This is a genomic window from Polaromonas sp., from assembly GCF_012927485.1.
In the GTDB taxonomy this organism is placed as follows: Bacteria; Pseudomonadota; Gammaproteobacteria; order Burkholderiales; family Burkholderiaceae_C; genus Polaromonas.
On the sequence record NZ_JABBPC010000009.1, the window covers coordinates 135,840 to 152,469 of the forward strand.

Genomic DNA, 16,630 nt, shown 5'->3' on the forward strand with positions numbered 1-16,630 from the left:
AAAAAAGAGACATCTTGAGGTTTCAGCGCTCAGAATAGCGCTGTTACAAATTACCAAATACCTATGACTCAAGCTACCTCAACGGCTCGTGCCGACAAAATCCTGATTCTTGATGATGACGCTCGAATTCGCGACCTATTACGCCGCTATTTGGCCCAGGAAGGTTTTGAGGTGATCCTCGCAGAAGACAGCAAGGCACTCAACCGCATCATGATGCGCGACGCCGTCGATCTGATCGTGCTGGACCTGATGATGCCCGGCGAAGACGGCCTCTCCATTTGCCGTCGCTTGCGTGCGGCCAATGACCGTACACCCATCATCATGCTCACGGCCAAGGGCGAAGACGTAGACCGCATCGTCGGGCTGGAAGTCGGCGCCGATGATTACCTGGCCAAACCCTTCAATCCGCGGGAACTACTGGCTCGGATTCACGCTGTCTTGCGCCGCCGACCCGCAGCCGAGGTGCCGGGTGCACCGTCCAGTGACCAAGAGGTGATTACATTCGGCCCATTTTCGTTTGACATGGGCCTCAGGACTCTGCATAAAAATGGCGAAGAGTTGCCCCTTACCACGGGCGAATTTGCCATGCTAAAAACCTTGGTGCGCCACCCCCGTCAGCCGCTTTCCCGCGAAAAACTGGCGCAACTGGCGCGTGGCCGTGAGTTCGAGCCCTTTGACCGCAGCTTGGACGTGCAGGTGTCACGCCTCCGAAAATTGATCGAGATGGACGCCGCCGTGCCGCGCTACATCCAGACAGTCTGGGGCATCGGCTATGTGTTTGTACCGGACGGAACCAACTAGGCCACACCGGATACGCCGACCTTTGCCCGAATCGCAAGCGCCATTGCGTGCTCCCATCGTCTTGTTGTCGGGCACCGGGCGCTTGATACTTTGAGATAGCCACGTCCATCTTCGCATCGCCAAGTCCCTGTCATCTCCCCCATGGACGCTACTAATCCAATGCCGCTTGAAACTGGACCTGCGCCGCTGGAAATGCGACCGCACAGGGGCTACAGCCTGTTCTGGCGGACCTTTTTCTTTCTGGCGCTGCTCCTGTTCGGCTCAATTGTGGCCTGGCTGCAAACCTTCCGCGCGCTGGAATCCGAACCGCGCGCGATCCAAAGCGCGCAGCAGCTCGCATCGCTCGTCAATTTGAGCCGTGTCGCGCTTCGCTATTCCGATTCCATCGCCCGCGTCTCATTGATCAAGACCCTGGCCGACGAGGAGCAGGTCCGCATCACGCAGCGTGAACCCACCGACAAGTTCGAACTGTTCGATAGCGACGAACTGGGCAAGCGCATTGGAGAAAAACTTAAGACCCGACTGGGCTATGACACGGTTGTAGCCAGCGCTGTCAATGGGCAAAAGGGTTTGTGGGTCGGCTTTACCATCGACGAAGACTCTTATTGGCTGCTCACCGACCCCTCTAAAGTCGGCCCCTCTCGCAACAGCACCTGGGTGATCTGGCTCATTACAGCCGCCGCCTTATCGCTCGCCGGAGCGGCCTTCATCGCGCGCCTGATCAACCGGCCGCTCAAGCAGCTTTCGTTTGCGGCCAGCCGCATGCGTGATGGGGATTTCGATGCCAGTCGGCTCGACGAGAAAGTCGCCACCAGCGAGATCCGTGAGGTCAATATCGGCTTTAACCGGATGGCTGAGCAACTGTCAAAAATAGAGCAGGACCGCGTCATCATGTTGGCCGGCATTTCCCACGATTTGCGCACGCCGCTGGCGCGCCTGCGACTGGAAACCGAACTGAGCGTGTCAGACCTCGATGCGCGCGCCCACATGGCGGCGGACATTGCCCAGCTCGATGCGATCATCGATAAATTTCTGGACTACGCGCGGCCCGAGCCACCGCACCTTGAGGCAGTGTCTCTGAATGCCGTGGTTGCCGCTGCCGTGTACGCCGTATCCGACTATGAAGACATGCGCGTGACCGTGAACATTTCTGAGAACATGACTATTCTGGCTGATCAGGTTGAGCTTTCTCGCGTCATCTCCAACCTGCTTGAAAATGCCAGGCGTTATGGCAAAACCCCTGAAACGGGTATCGCCTGGGTCGAAATTGTTGCCCGGATTCGCGACCAATGGGTGCTGATCAAAGTGCGTGACCATGGCAAGGGAGTGGCGCCTGAAATTCTTCCCAAGCTTACAAGCCCGTTTTTTCGGGGTGACGCAGCCCGCACCGCGGCAACGGGTGCCGGCTTAGGCTTGGCGATTGTCGAAAAAACCATTCACCGCATGGGCGGTATGTTTAGTTTGGCCAACACGGCTTCAGGTGGACTGGTCGCGCATATCAAGTTGCGCAGGGCTTAACGTTTCTTCGGCAACGTTGGCATTTAAAGAAGGTGTGCATCGTCGGCTATGCCGCGAGCTGTCTTTTAAATAATCTGGCTTTAGACTTAGCAAACCGTCCTATTATGCTATCAATAAAATAGCACTAGACCAGCAACACCACGGCGCGAGCTTCCATGCTCAAGCCCTGCCCAACCGGGCCGAGCTTTTCTGCAGTCTTAGCTTTGACATTGACTCGGTCTTCTTCCACCCCCAGCGCCTCTGCGATTCGGGCGCGCATGGCTGGAATGTACGGCGCGAGTTTCGGAGCCTGCGCGATCACGGTACTGTCGATGTTGCCAATCGTGTGCCCACGCCCGACCAGCAGACGCCCTACCTCTGAAAGAAGTTGCATCGAATCCGCGCCTTTAAAACGCGCGTCCGTGTCCGGAAAATGAGCCCCGATGTCACCCAGCCCCGCAGCGCCCAGCAATGCGTCAGTAATCGCATGCAAAAGGACGTCGGCGTCGGAATGTCCCAACAATCCCAGCGGGTGTGGAATTTCAACGCCACCGATCATGAGCTTGCGCCCCGGTACCAGCGCATGGGTATCCCAGCCTTCACCGATCCGAACTGATCGGAACTGTGGGACCTGCGGGCGCTCGGGCGTCTGGTCGGAATTCATGGCATCGACTTTCAAATAGATTTGAGGAATTGTTTTTGCGCGGCTGGCGAAAACATTAGTCCGCGCGCCTGCGGTTCAAAAGGATCGCTTCGGCCAACACGAAGTCGTCAGGATAGGTGACCTTAAAATTTTGTGCGCTGCCAGGGACGAGTTTTGGGGCCAGGCCCAAAGCCTCGATGGCGCTGGATTCGTCAGTGACGGCTCCCACCGCAACGTCCAGCGCCTGCATCAAGGTACCGATGCGGAACATCTGTGGCGTTTGTGCCAGCCATTTGTCGGCGCGGTCCATCGTGGCGGCCACACGCCCCTTGTCTGCTAACAGTCCTTCACACTTCAGTGTGTCCGGTAAGCGGTGTGCGAGCAGCCCCCCCACGTCATCCTGCTGGCAGGCATCAATCAATTGGTTGATTTGCGCAACGGTCACCAGGCACCGGGCCGCATCGTGCACGAGCACCCAGTCATGCGGCGCAGCCCCGGAATCGATCAGCGCTTCGAGGCCATTGCGCACACTGTCGGCCCGGCTAGTCCCGCCGCACGCGACCACCTCAAACGGCTTGTCCTGAATCTGCCCAAAAAATTGATCGCCCGGTGCCACCACGACAAGCGTTCGGGCCAAGCGGGCCACCTCCAAAAAAGCCTTTAAAGTGTGTAGAACCATGGCCTGGCCCGCAATCACTTGGTATTGTTTAGCGACGAGCGATCCAGCGCGGCTGCCCTGCCCCGCGCAAGGGATCAGTGCAAAAAAACGGGGATTGGCACTGTTTGTCATCATCACTTCATCATAGATTCTAAAATCGAGGCTTAAACCAAGCATTGCTGCTCCTAAAACGGCCCACTTCGCAGTGGGATGAGTTGCCCCGCTTTTGCAGCAAATTTTCCATCCAATGATTTTTGAATGCTTTTTTCAAGCCTAGACTTGACCTTCGACGGCGCACCCATTAATGCATCTACCTTCACTTGTTTCCGGCAAACGCTACACCCTACCGCAACCTGCAGGCTCAGCCGACGCCTTGCTGTTGGCCCGCCTGGGGCAACGTGAAAAAGCCGCAGGCAAGCCCACCGCGATCATTACGTCGGACGCGAGCACCGCCCAACGCTTGATGGACGAGATCGCATTTTTTGCGCCTGATCTGCGTTGTGCGCTTTTCCCCGACTGGGAAACCCTGCCTTACGACACCTTCTCACCGCACCAGGATCTCATCAGCGAACGGCTCGCGACGCTTTGGCGCATTTCGCAGCGCGACAAGGAAACTGGCGCGGACGTCGTCATCGTGCCAGCCACCACCGCGCTGTACCGACTTGCCCCCCCCAGTTTTTTGGCGGGCTACACGTTCGAGTTCAAGGTCAAGCAAAAACTCGACGAAACCCGGCTGAAAGCTCAACTCACACTGGCCGGCTACAGCCACGTCGCGCAGGTAGTCAGCCCGGGCGAGTACGCGGTGCGCGGCGGCCTGATTGACCTTTTCCCGATGGGCTCCGCGGTGCCCTACCGGGTAGACCTGTTTGACGACGAGATCGACAGCATTCGCACCTTTGACCCGGACAGCCAGCGCAGTCTCTATCCCGTGCCGGAAATACGCTTGCTGCCCGGCCGCGAGTTTCCAATGGACGAGGATGCGCGCGCCAAATTTCGCAGCCGCTGGCGCGAGTTGCTCGCCGGCGATCCGACCAAAAGCCGTCTCTACAAGGACATGGGAAACGGAGTCGCCACCGCCGGAATCGAATACTACTTGCCGCTGTTTTTCGAAGAAACCGCCACTGTCTTCGATTACCTGGGGAATGACGCAACGGTCGTGCTGCACGGCGACCTGGAACCGGCTTTTCAGCGTTTCTGGCAAGACACCAAAGATCGTTATCGGCTGGTGCGTGACGCGCCTGATCGTCCTGCGCTGCCACCCGAGTCGCTTTTTTTAAGTACCGAGCAGTTTTACGCCCGGGCCAACGAATACGCACAACTGGCGATACGAGGCGCTGTAGAAGACGTTGCCGACAATGCCCAGTTCCAGAAACTCGGTGAAATGGCGGTCGTGCGCGGCGCCGAAGAGCCGCTGGCCCGTTTTAAGGGCCACGTGCGTACGACCCCGCACCGGGTACTGGTTCTGGCCGAAAGCGATGGCCGCCGCGAAAGCCTGCTCGACTTTCTGCGCGCCAGCAATGTCAGCCCGCCCGCGTTTGACTCGCTCGAAGATTTTCAGGCCAGCGACGAAAAAATCGGCATCGCCACCGCAGCGTTGAACACTGGCTTCAGCTGGATCGAAGCGGGTATCGACTTTGTCACAGAGACGGAGCTGTTTGCCGCAGGCGTCACCATTCGCCGACGCAACAAACGGCAGGAGCAGGTCAGCGATGTCGAAGCGCTGATCAAGGATCTCTCCGAACTCAAGGTCGGTGACCCTGTGGTTCACAGCGCGCACGGCATCGGGCGCTACCGCGGTCTGATGAATATGGATTTGGGTCAGGACAAGAACCCGGATGGTTCGCCCTCGCTGCAAGAATTTTTGCACCTTGAATATGCCGACAACGCCACGCTGTATGTGCCGGTTAGCCAGCTGCATCTGATTAGCCGCTACACCGGTGTAAGCGCCGAAGAAGCGCCGCTACACCGGCTAGGCAGCGGCCAGTGGGAAAAAGCCAAGCGCAAGGCGGCCGAGCAAATCCGCGATTCTGCCGCCGAGCTGTTGAACATCTATGCCCGCCGCGCTGCGCGAGAAGGCCATGCCTTTCGCTACTCACCAAGTGACTACGAAACATTTGCCAACGATTTCGGTTTTGATGAAACCGCCGACCAACTCGCCGCCATTCATGCGGTGATTCAGGACATGATCAGCCCGCGTCCGATGGATCGGCTGATCTGCGGCGATGTGGGTTTCGGAAAAACAGAAGTCGCCTTGCGCGCAGCTTTTATTGCCATCACGGGGGGCAAACAGGTCGCATTGCTCGCCCCGACCACGCTGCTCGCCGAGCAGCATTACCAAACGCTGGTAGACCGCTTTGCCAAGTGGCCGGTCAAGGTCGCCGAAATGAGTCGCTTCAGGTCGGCCAAAGAAATTACAGCTGCCGTCAAAGGTCTTGCTGACGGCAGCGTGGACATCGTGGTGGGCACCCATAAACTGCTGAGCAAAGACGTGAAGTTCCAGCAGCTGGGCCTGCTCATCATTGACGAAGAGCACCGGTTTGGTGTGCGTCACAAAGAATCCATGAAAGCCATTCGCGCCGAGGTAGATGTGCTGACGCTTACCGCCACGCCTATTCCGCGCACGCTGGGCATGGCACTGGAAGGCCTGCGCGACCTCAGCGTCATCGCCACCGCACCGCAGCGTCGTCTGGCGATCAAGACTTTCGTGCGCAGCGAAAGCAACGGTGTGATCCGTGAAGCCGTGCTGCGCGAGCTTAAACGCGGTGGACAGGTTTATTTTCTCCATAATGAAGTGGAGACCATTGAGAACCGACGGCAGAAACTCGAAGAATTGCTGCCCGAAGCGCGGATTGCAGTGGCCCACGGCCAGATGCCCGAGCGCGACCTTGAGCGCGTGATGAAAGACTTTGTGGCCCAGCGCTACAACCTGCTGCTGTGTTCCACCATCATTGAAACCGGCATCGATGTGCCCAGCGCGAACACCATCTTGATGAGCCGAGCCGACAAGTTCGGCCTGGCACAACTGCACCAACTGCGCGGTCGTGTGGGTCGGAGCCACCATCAGGCATATGCCTACCTCATGGTGCCCGACATTGAGGGGCTCACCAAACAGGCGAGCCAGCGTTTGGAGGCGATCCAGCAAATGGAGGAACTTGGCTCAGGCTTTTACCTGGCCATGCACGACCTGGAGATTCGTGGCACGGGCGAGGTGCTGGGTGAAAACCAAAGCGGCAATATGCTGGAAATCGGCTTTCAACTCTACAACGAGATGCTCGGCGAAGCCGTCGCTTCCCTCAAGGCCGGGCGTGAACCCGATTTGCTGTCGCCATTAAGCGTGACCACCGAGATTAACTTGCACTCCCCGGCGCTGCTACCCTCCGACTTCTGCGGCGATGTCCATCTGCGTCTGAGCTTCTACAAAAAGCTGGCCACGGCTAAAAACACTGATCAAATTGATGCCTTGCTCGAAGAAATAGTCGACCGTTTTGGCAAATTGCCAGCGCAAGCCCAAACCCTGATTGACGTGCATCGCCTGCGTGTGATTGCCAAACCTTATGGTGTGGTCAAGGTCGATGCGGCTCCTGGAGCGATCACCATCACGTTCAAAAAAGATCCTCCTATCGACTCAATGGCCATCATGCATTTGATTCAAAAAAACCGACACATTAAACTGGTCAGTAACGACAAACTGCGCATTGAGCGCGCGCTGGAAAAACCCAAAGACCGCGCGCAAATGGTACGCGACGTGTTGCGCTCGCTCGGACAACCCCTCACGGAAGCTATCACCGCATGACTCCTGCCGAAATCTCTCCTGGCCTTGTCATCAACGTCGCCACGCCGGACTTGAAATTAAGCGACTTCAAACTCATCGCGTTCGACATGGACTCCACGCTCATCAACATTGAGTGTGTGGACGAAATCGCCGATGCGGCAGGCCGTAAAACGGAAGTGGCAGTCATCACCGAAGCTGCCATGCGCGGAGAAATCATTGACTACAAAGAAAGCCTGCGCCAGCGCGTGGCGCTGCTAAAAGGCGTTACCGTCGCCCACATGGAACAGGTCTACACCCAGCGGCTGCAACTCAACCCGGGCGCGGCGGAACTGGTGCGTGCCTGCAAAACCGCAGGTATGAAGACTTTGCTGGTCAGCGGAGGTTTCACTTTTTTCACAGACCGTATCCGCGACGAGCTGGACCTTGACTACACCCGCTCCAATGTCCTGGAGATCAAAGACGGCTTGCTGACCGGACGCATGGTGGACCAGCCTTGGGGCGACATTTGCGATGGCGAAGAAAAACGCAAGATGCTGCTTCAAACCTGCGGAAATTTGGGCATCAATCCCCTGCAAGCCATTGCCATGGGAGACGGCGCCAACGACTTGCCTATGATGGGGATGGCCGGCTTGTCAGTGGCTTACCATGCCAAGCCCAAAGTACGTGAGCAGGCGATGGTTGCCATCAACGAAGGCGGTCTGGATCGCTTGCTCGAGATCTTGCTCGACTAAAGGGATCGCCGCCCCCGCTGGCAGCCAGCAGACTTGAAGACGGGTTCGGTGAAGGCCCCGTTAATTTCTGCTGATTCAACAGCGCGACAAGACCGCGCGGCACCGGCTCGTCGCTAAATTCCTTCTAACAATCCGGGCATTTAGCCGCTCTCGGCTGTGGCGATCCTACAAGTAAGTAGGAAACGTCTGATAGCGCGGCGTCCAAACTTTACCTAAACTCGCGCATATGTTTTAGCTGGAGACTTCCCTATGAACAGTCCGACGCAAGCGCCCGAACTCCGTGAAGTTCGCATTCCTTGTGGCAACACTTGGCTCTACGGCGACTTGGCGGTGCCTGTTAACTTCAGCGGCCTAGTGCTGTTTGCCCATGGCAGTGGAAGTGGTCGGCACAGCGCTCGCAATCGGCAGGTTGCTCAAACGCTACAACGAGCCGGCCTGGCCACTCTGCTATTTGACTTGCTCACGGCGCAGGAAGAAGAGGTCGATTCACACACTCGGGAACACCGCTTCGACATCGCCCTCCTGACGCGGCGCATGCAGGATGCGACGGTTTGGGCGATGGCTCAGCCGGGCTTGCAACATACGCCGATCGGCTACTTCGGCGCCAGCACCGGCAGCGCAGCGGCGATCATCGCTGCGGCCCGGCTGGGCCATAGCATCAGCGCCATAGTGTCGCGCGGCGGCCGCCCGGACTTGGTTGGGCCGGTGGCGCTTGCAGCGGTCACCGCGCCCACCTTGCTTCTGGTGGGCGGTGCGGACCCCGAGGTGATTGCATTCAACCAGCGCGCCCTGCAGCATTTGCAAAGCATCAAGCGTCTGGACATCATTCCCGGCGCCACGCATCTGTTCGAGGAACGTGGCGCGCTGGAACAGGTCGCCGGGCTGGCGGCCTCTTGGTTTACCACCCACTTCGCGCACAAGGAGAACCCGGAGCGCAGGGAACACACGGAGCACTCCTCATAATGGATCTGCCGCTTCCTTTTGAAGACCGATACCAAGCCGGGCGCGTGCTGGCCACAAAGCTGAAACACTACCGGGGTCGCCCCAACCTGCTTGTTCTCGCCTTGCCGCGAGGCGGCGTAGCCGTCGGCTATGAGGTGGCGCGTGCGCTAGAAGCCCCGCTAGACGTTTTTGTGGTGCGCAAGCTCGGCCTTCCCGGCAATGAGGAATACGCCATGGGCGCGATCGCTAGCGGCGGCGTACGCGTGATGAATTCCCTGCCCGGCATTACCGTCGCTCCCGAAGTAGTGGCGACGGTTGTGGCGCGTGAGCAGGCCGAACTGATCCGGCGCGAGCTACTCTATCGCGGTCAGCGCGCAGCCATCCCCCTTAGCGGCCGCACGGTGATTGTGGTGGATGACGGACTTGCAACCGGCGCCACCATGCGCGCAGCGGTGTTGGCTATTCGCCAGCAACACCCGGCGCACTTGGTGGTGGCTGTGCCGGTGGGCGCCGAAGACACCTGCCAGTCGCTGCGGAACGACGGGGCGGAAGTGGTTTGTGCGGCGACGCCGGAGCCCTTTCGTTCGGTCGGCTTGTGGTACGAAAAATTCCCACAGGCCAGCGACGACGAGGTAAGCAGGTTGCTGGAAAAGGCCCGCCGCGAGCATGCGCTGTTGGTCGAGTCCAAACCCGTTCCAACGCATCATGCCGAAGTTCAAAGTACTCTCGTGGAAGGCATGCAGCGGCATCTGCAACCCCTCCTCGGGAACGCAGATGACTACGACAAACTGCTGCAACTGATCGGTCCTGCACGTTTTGCGCTGCTTGGGGAGGCCTCGCATGGCACGCACGAGTTTTACCGCGAGCGCGCCGCCATCACCCGGCGTCTGATCACTGAAAAAGGTTTCACTGCAATCGCCGTAGAAGCCGACTGGCCAGATGCCTGGCGCGTTAACCGCTACGTGCGCGGCTTGCCGGGCGACGCCGATGCTGTCGCAGCGCTATCGGGCTTCCAGCGCTTCCCGGCCTGGATGTGGCGTAACACCGAGGTGCGTGACTTCGTCGAATGGCTACGCGATTACAACATTGGCCGTAGCTCAGTTCACCAAGTTGGTTTTTATGGCATTGATCTGTATAGCCTGTTCACCTCGATGCAGGAGGTGTTGGCCTACCTCGACCGTACCGATTCCGAAGCCGCAAGCCGTGCCCGGTATCGGTACGCCTGTTTCGACCATTCTGCGGAAGACAGCCAGGCTTATGGTTATGCCGCCAACTTCGGACTCGCACCGAGTTGTGAGAACGAAGTGGTGCAGCAGTTGCGCGAGATGATCCGCCGCGCTGGCGAAAATCCAACTACCCCAGGACTGGAACGCGACGAGGCCTTTTACGCCCAACAGAACTCGCGTCTGGTGCGCAACGCCGAAGAGTATTACCGCACCATGTTTCATGCCCGCGTGTCGTCATGGAACCTGCGTGACAGCCACATGGTGGAAACGCTGCAGGCCTTGGACCGCCACTTGGGCGAAGGCCGCGCGTCACCCCGTATCGCCGTGTGGGCGCACAACTCGCATTTGGGCAATGCCGCAGCCACCGAGATGGGTGAGAGGGGCGAATGGAATGTGGGCCAGCTCATGCGCGACCGTTACGCCGGCGACGCCGTGCTGGTGGGCTTCAGCACGCACCATGGCTGGGTCACGGCAGCGGCCGACTGGAATAAGCCGGCACAGCGCAAACGGGTGCAGGATGCCCTTCCCGGAAGCTGGGAGGACATATTTCACCAGACCGGTAGCAGCCGCTTTTTGCTGAATTTGCGCGACGACGTGGCGTTGAGAACATTGGTGGCGGCGCATCGGCTGCAGCGCGCCATTGGTGTTATTTATCGGCCTGAAACCGAGCGCCAAAGCCACTACTTCCATACCCACCTGGCCGAACAGTTCGACGCGTTGATCCACATCGACGAAACCACCGCTTTGGAGCCGCTGGACAAGGGAGCCGTATGGAATACCGGCGAGGCACCGGAAACATTTCCGTCAGGCATCTAGCTTTAAGTTTCGGACCCGCATATTAAAGAGCCTAGTGAAAATCGCGACTTGATGTACCCAACCGCCCGAGCAGTGGCGTCAGGTCTTCCAGCCGGTGCGCCACCAGGTTGCGGACCGCGCCGTAACCCTTTCTGTCGCCTTCCTTGCCTTCGGTGTTGCCACTTTCCTCACTGCGCTGCCAGACACCATAGACTGCCAGTAGCCGGGCGTGAAGCACTTCGGTCCGCTGCGTCTCGCGCAGTGACTTCCACACAATCACATTGACCGGGCCCGTTTCGTCTTCCAGCGTGATAAAGATAGTGCCTTTGGCCGTTTGCGGTTGCTGGCGCACCGTGACAATGCCACAAGCCGCCACCTCACTCCCACCAGGCAGCGCATTCAACTGATGGGCGCTAAGCAGCCCCTTTCGAATCAGCCGCGGCCTCAACAAAGCCAGCGGATGGCGACGCAGCGTCAATCCGGTGGTTTGGTAATCAAACAGAATGTTTTCGCCCTCAGGCGTTTCGGGTAAGTTCAGCACGACTTCATGCGTGGGTACGGCTTTTAAAAGCAGCGGTGCCGGCTTAATGGCAGCGGCCTGCCAGACCTGCTGGCGCCTATGACCCGCCAGCACTAGCAGCGCATCGGCTGCGGCCAAAGCATTGATGTCCAACGTGCCCAGCTGCGCGCGCAAAGCCAGATCTTCAGTGCTGGTGAAAGTAACTTGCGCCCGCGCGGCAACAAGACGTTGGGCGCCGTTTTCAGACAGGCTCGCCACCAGGCGCAGACCCAGTCGGACTGCGAGCTGCTCGGGCCTAATGCCGGGATAACCGGCATTAGGCGACAACATGACTGGTTGCTCGCCAGACTCCCCCGCAGGCTCCAGCGTGCAATCCCATTCACTCTGGGTCACATCCACAGGACGCACTTCCACACCATGTCTGCGGGCATCTTGCACCAGTTGCGAAGGCGCATAAAACCCCATCGGCTGGGAATTGAGCATAGCGGCCAGAAAGCAGGCTGGCTCATGGCATTTAAGCCAGCAGCTGACGTAAACCAATTTGGCAAAACTGGCCGCGTGACTTTCTGGAAATCCGTATTCACCAAACCCCTTGATCTGCTTGAAGATGTTTTCGGAAAATTCGGTGTCATACCCTCGCTCGGTCATCGTGCCCACCAATCGGTCATGAAAGCGGTCCACTCCACCTTTGCGTTTCCAGGCGGCCATGGAGCGGCGAAGGTCATCGGCTTCATCGGCAGAAAACTTCGCGGCAATCATGGCAATTTGCATGACTTGCTCTTGAAAAATAGGAACGCCCAGCGTGCGTCCCAAGGCATCGCGCAATTCTTCATTAGGGTAAGTCTCTTCTTCCGGGTGCTCGCGTCGCCGCAAATACGGGTGCACCATACCACCCTGAATCGGGCCCGGCCTCACAATGGCGACCTCTACCACCAAGTCGTAAAAGCAGCGTGGTTTGAGACGCGGCAACATGGACATCTGCGCCCGGCTTTCAATCTGGAAAACGCCAACCGTGTCGGCCTCGCAAATCATGTCGTAGGTCTGTACGTCACCCGATTCAATTTGATGCATTTCCAGCGGATTGCCCCGCGTGCAGCCGACCAAATCAAGACAACGCCGAATAGCCGACAGCATGCCTAGCGCCAGTACATCCACTTTAAGCAGGCCCATCGCATCAAGATCGTCTTTGTCCCACTGAATAATGCGGCGCGCCTCCATGGCGGCCGGTTGAATTGGCACCAGTCGGGTCAGCTTGCCCTGCGTCAGCACAAAGCCGCCGACATGTTGACCCAGGTGTCTCGGAAAACCGATCAATTGGGTTGCCAAATCCAACCACTGCAGAAGCGGCCCCATTTCGGTCAGAAGGCCGGCCTCTTGCAGTTTTTTTTCTAGCACGTCGCGGCCGTCAAACCAGAAATTCTCTTTGGCAAACTGCTCAATTAACCAGGGCTCCACGGCCAGCGCTTTGCCTACATCGCGCAAGGCGCTGCGCGGCCGGTAGCAGGTGACCGTCGCAGCAATGGCGGCGCGATCATGACCGTATTTTTGATAGATGTACTGAATGACTTCTTCGCGCCTCTGGTGCTCAAAATCCACGTCAATATCAGGCGGTTCTTTGCGCTCGCGGCTCATAAAACGCTCAAATAACAGATCACTTTCAGCCGGGTTGACTGCCGTGACACCAAGGCAAAAACACACTGCGGAATTAGCAGCCGAGCCACGCCCCTGGCAAAGAATTTTCTGTGAATTGGCAAAACGCACGATGTCATGGACCGTGATAAAGAACATTTCGTATTGCAGTTCTTCAATCAGGGCGAGTTCGTAGTTGAGCTGGCGCTGGATTTTTTCAGGCGCACCGTTGGGGTAACGGGTGAGTGCGCCCTCTGCGGTCAGCCTGCGAAGACATTGCGCCGGTGTTTCGGCAGCAGGAACCATATCCTGCTGTGGGTAACGATACAAATCACGAATCTCGTCCAGACTAAAAAGACAGTGCGCAGCGACTTCCAGAGTGTTTTGCAACAGTTCCGCCGGGTAAATATCGGCCAATCGCATACGGGGCCGTAAATGAGCCTCGGCATTCATCTGCAAAGCAAAGCCGCATTCATGCACGGTCCGGCCAAGCCGGATGGCGGTCATCACATCGTGCAAGGGCTTGCGGGACCGCACATGCATCAGCACATTGCCTGCGGCCACCAGCCGGATGCCAGTGCGCAAGGCCACAGCCTGCAACTGCTGCAAACGCAGCGCGTCGTCAAGATCCTGCAATAGCTCGACAGCAAGCCATATTTTTAAACCCAACTGCTCTTTAGCCCAGTCAATACAGGTGCAAAGAGCGTCTATATTGATGGCGTCAGCCAACGGACAAAGCAGGACTTCACAATCAACCAGCAGAGAAAAATCTGTTTCACCCAGCACTACGCGGTAGCTGCCTTTTTCAATCACGTCGCCGGACTGGCGCGCGGCGGTGATGAATTCACAGAGGTTTCCCCAGCCCGAAGCGTTATGAGGCAACACAACCATCCGGAAGAAAGGGGCCGCCTGCACCAGAAACTCAGCGCCCGGCAACAGCTTGAGCCCGTGCTTTTTCGCCGCCACATGCGCTCGCACCACGCCCGCGACCGAGCATTCGTCGGTAATGGCCATCGCCCGGTAGCCCAAAGCGCAGGCGCGCTCGACCAGCTCTTCGGCATGCGAAGCGCCGCGCTGAAAACTAAAGTTGCTGAGCGCATGCAGTTCGGCGTAGTCGGGAAGCTGGTTGGCCATCCTCAAACCCTCAGGCAAAAAACCCGTGCAAGTACCACGCGCAGGGCGGCTCAAATACCACTTGCGGCGGCGTCACAGGCAAACGCTCCCTGTAAATCCACAGCAGGCCGGCCTGCAAACTGCGGTAGATGAAATAGTCCCGAATTGCCGGAGGCTTTCCGCGTGCGCGCTCGCCGAGCCTATCGCCTGCCATTAGCCAGCCGGTCGCTTCCAGCCGCTGCGGCCCTGCCAGCCGCACTAGCTGACCCTGATACACCGGGCTCTCTCCATGCACCGCCAACTTCAGCGGCTCGGGCAACAGCCAGGTCGGGTAGAGAGCTTCATTTTTTTCGTCTTTATTGAGGTCATTAAGTTTTCTGGTCTTTTCATGCCGGTTCCCTGCAGCTATTGATTTATTAGCGATTTGGGGACTGATCCAGCGCTGCATCTGCTCAGGTCGGTGGTCTGCACAGGGCTGCCAAACTTGCACATGTGCCTCGCCCAAGCGCGCGCTCAAACGTTCGACCAGCTCCAGGGCACTGTCGCCTTGTTTGCGGGCCTCCATCAGCAGGCTGTTCGTAAAGGCCGCTGAATCCAGCAGTCTTTCGGTTTCTAAAGACTGCATGCTTAAAGCATGCACAGGTGCTGGCAAACGTTGCTGCGCCAGATGTTCGGCGATGAGGCGTCCGACATGACGCAAATCCTGTGCGGGCTGGGCTGTGCGAATGACCAGCTCGCCGGTGGCAGGCACATCACGGCGCTTGTCCAGATACCAGATGAGCTTCAAGGCGCAGAGTCCACTTTGACGACCCAGCAGCCAAGCCTGCAAATGCACCAGCAAGCCCTCAACACCAGCCATCAGTGCGGGCGCATGGATCAAAAGCGCGTCCAGTTCCAGTTTTTCATCGAAATGCTCAGGCAGAACGCGCCATTCGTAGCTATCAGGCACATGGCCCCGGGCACGGTCCAGCGCCTGTAGCAGCGGCGCACCAAAGCGTCGGGCGACGCCACTGCGCGGCAGGCGCAGCAAATCATCCCAGGTGCGGCAGCCCACCCGCTCCAACACGCCCAAGTGTGGCCGGGCTGCTGTCAGGGTATGCATGGGCAGCTCGGCCACCCGTTTACACACCGCCTCTGGCTGGTGACTGAACTGTCGCAAACGCCCAAGCGCTATTAGAGATGTAGCGCCTTGTGCACGTTTTATAGAAGCTGAAACTTTATTTTTTTCAAAAAACTGGCTCGCTTTCTGTTCCAGCTGCAACGCGAGCCGGGCCAGTCCGCCAAAGAGGCGCAGGCTGCCGGCCACTTCCATCAGAACAGCCTCGTCCACCAACGCGACGCGCGGCGTAAAGCTCAGCGCGAGACAGGACAAGGACAGTTGCGCGGTGACTTCGTCCATCACGGACACGGTGCCAGGCTCAGTGCGGATGCAGGCTTGAAGTGCGATCCAGCGCATCGAGTGGCCTCCGAGATGAAATAGAAGGGACAGAAGGTACCTGCAAGGGCGTGACGTCTTCCCGCCGACGGCGCACGCGCTCCCGACTGGCCGCCAGTAGCGCCGTCAAGCGGACGGGCCGGGTAGCCAACAGCACGGGCGACGCCAGCGGCGGTCCACGGCGTTTAAGTACGTGCACCAACAGATTGCCCTCTTCACGCACAGTGCCTTCCAGCAGCAAACGCAGCGTTGCCGACGATGACTCGTGCTGCGCTCTGAGGGGACGAAACACAAACAGCAGTTTGTTGTGCGCATGGGCGGCGATCTGCAAGCGACGCAAATGGGCGTTACGGGTTTCGGGCAACCACGCCAGCACGCTGGAGACGTCGGCACACTGCAAGGCCTCGCGCGTGGCCCAGAGCAACGCAGACCCTTGAGCGCGCACGCACAGCAGGCGCTTCATATTGAGCTGGCGCGCACCCAGCGCCGGGCCGAAAGGCAAGTACGGCGCACCCACCAGAACCATGAACTGGCCCGGGGAGGCAAGCTGCAGGGCAGCCAGCGAAGGGGTTAGCAAGCCCCACTCATGCAAACCCGCCTGTGGCTGTAACAACTCAATCAGCGCGCCTTGCGGCCACCCGCCGCCAGGCAGTACGCGGTTAAGTCCTGCGTAACCGGTATCTACTGTGCTTAAGCTCGCGCTGCCCAACTCACCGGCACGCCACACATGGGAAAGGCCCGGCAAGGCACGATCTGCAGAAATTAGGGGCAGCATGGGATGGACTTGATCAGATCAATAAACTGTATAAACGTACAGTATATGACCTGATTTCAAAAGCTGCGTAATATCCCGCCGCAAGCGCATGGA

At 58.5% G+C, this 16,630-nt stretch carries 11 protein-coding genes; 6 read left to right on the forward strand and 5 right to left on the reverse strand.

Going from position 1 to position 16,630, the window contains the following annotated elements; genetic code table 11:
• The first annotated feature begins 63 nt into the window (after positions 1–63).
• Entirely contained in the window at positions 64–801 is a 738-nt protein-coding gene (gene ompR / locus HHJ16_RS03240) for a two-component system response regulator OmpR (protein ID WP_293640567.1), read from the forward strand.
• A gap of 141 nt (positions 802–942) precedes the next feature.
• On the forward strand, positions 943–2,319 hold the full coding sequence (locus HHJ16_RS03245) for a sensor histidine kinase (protein WP_293640569.1): 1,377 nt from the start codon (positions 943–945) through the stop codon (positions 2,317–2,319).
• A 124-nt stretch (positions 2,320–2,443) separates the two neighbouring features.
• On the opposite strand, the gene ispF is transcribed toward HHJ16_RS03245, so the two are convergent.
• Together ispF and ispD are read right to left on the reverse strand one after the other, a co-directional pair.
• Positions 2,444–2,962: a 2-C-methyl-D-erythritol 2,4-cyclodiphosphate synthase gene (ispF, locus tag HHJ16_RS03250; protein WP_293640571.1), complete on the reverse strand. Its 519-nt coding sequence runs from the start codon at positions 2,960–2,962 to the stop codon at positions 2,444–2,446.
• A 55-nt stretch (positions 2,963–3,017) separates the two neighbouring features.
• The gene (ispD, locus tag HHJ16_RS03255; protein ID WP_293640785.1) at positions 3,018–3,731 is read right to left on the reverse strand and encodes a 2-C-methyl-D-erythritol 4-phosphate cytidylyltransferase; all 714 of its coding nucleotides are present in this window, start codon (positions 3,729–3,731) and stop codon (positions 3,018–3,020) included.
• Positions 3,732–3,903: 172 nt separating this feature from the next.
• Between ispD and mfd the strand changes: the two genes are divergently transcribed.
• From mfd to HHJ16_RS16855, 4 genes are all read left to right on the forward strand, one after another.
• Positions 3,904–7,392, forward strand: a complete 3,489-nt coding sequence (gene mfd / locus HHJ16_RS03260; protein ID WP_293640573.1) for a transcription-repair coupling factor — start codon at positions 3,904–3,906, stop codon at positions 7,390–7,392.
• Positions 7,389–8,102 (forward strand): phosphoserine phosphatase SerB, encoded by a 714-nt coding sequence (gene serB / locus HHJ16_RS03265; protein ID WP_293640574.1) that lies wholly within the window; start codon positions 7,389–7,391, stop codon positions 8,100–8,102. Before mfd ends, serB begins: the two co-directional genes overlap by 4 nt.
• 249 nt (positions 8,103–8,351) lie before the next feature.
• Complete coding sequence (locus tag HHJ16_RS03270) at positions 8,352–9,065, forward strand: alpha/beta family hydrolase (RefSeq protein WP_293640575.1); 714 nt, start codon at positions 8,352–8,354, stop codon at positions 9,063–9,065.
• On the forward strand, positions 9,065–11,086 hold the full coding sequence (locus HHJ16_RS16855) for an erythromycin esterase family protein (RefSeq protein WP_366557455.1): 2,022 nt from the start codon (positions 9,065–9,067) through the stop codon (positions 11,084–11,086). Before HHJ16_RS03270 ends, HHJ16_RS16855 begins: the two co-directional genes overlap by 1 nt.
• 31 nt (positions 11,087–11,117) lie before the next feature.
• Here HHJ16_RS16855 and HHJ16_RS03285 read toward each other — a convergent pair whose 3' ends face one another.
• Genes HHJ16_RS03285 through imuA form a run of 3 tightly spaced genes read right to left on the reverse strand, consistent with a single transcriptional unit; the run spans position 11,118 to position 16,537 of the window.
• The gene (locus HHJ16_RS03285) at positions 11,118–14,348 is read right to left on the reverse strand and encodes an error-prone DNA polymerase (RefSeq protein WP_293640576.1); all 3,231 of its coding nucleotides are present in this window, start codon (positions 14,346–14,348) and stop codon (positions 11,118–11,120) included.
• Between the two features lie 10 nt (positions 14,349–14,358).
• Positions 14,359–15,783, reverse strand: coding sequence for a DNA polymerase Y family protein (locus tag HHJ16_RS03290; protein ID WP_293640577.1), 1,425 nt, complete (start codon positions 15,781–15,783; stop codon positions 14,359–14,361).
• Positions 15,746–16,537, reverse strand: a complete 792-nt coding sequence (gene imuA / locus HHJ16_RS03295; RefSeq protein ID WP_293640579.1) for a translesion DNA synthesis-associated protein ImuA — start codon at positions 16,535–16,537, stop codon at positions 15,746–15,748. The genes HHJ16_RS03290 and imuA overlap by 38 nt, the downstream gene beginning before the upstream one ends.
• Positions 16,538–16,630: the final 93 nt, after the last annotated feature.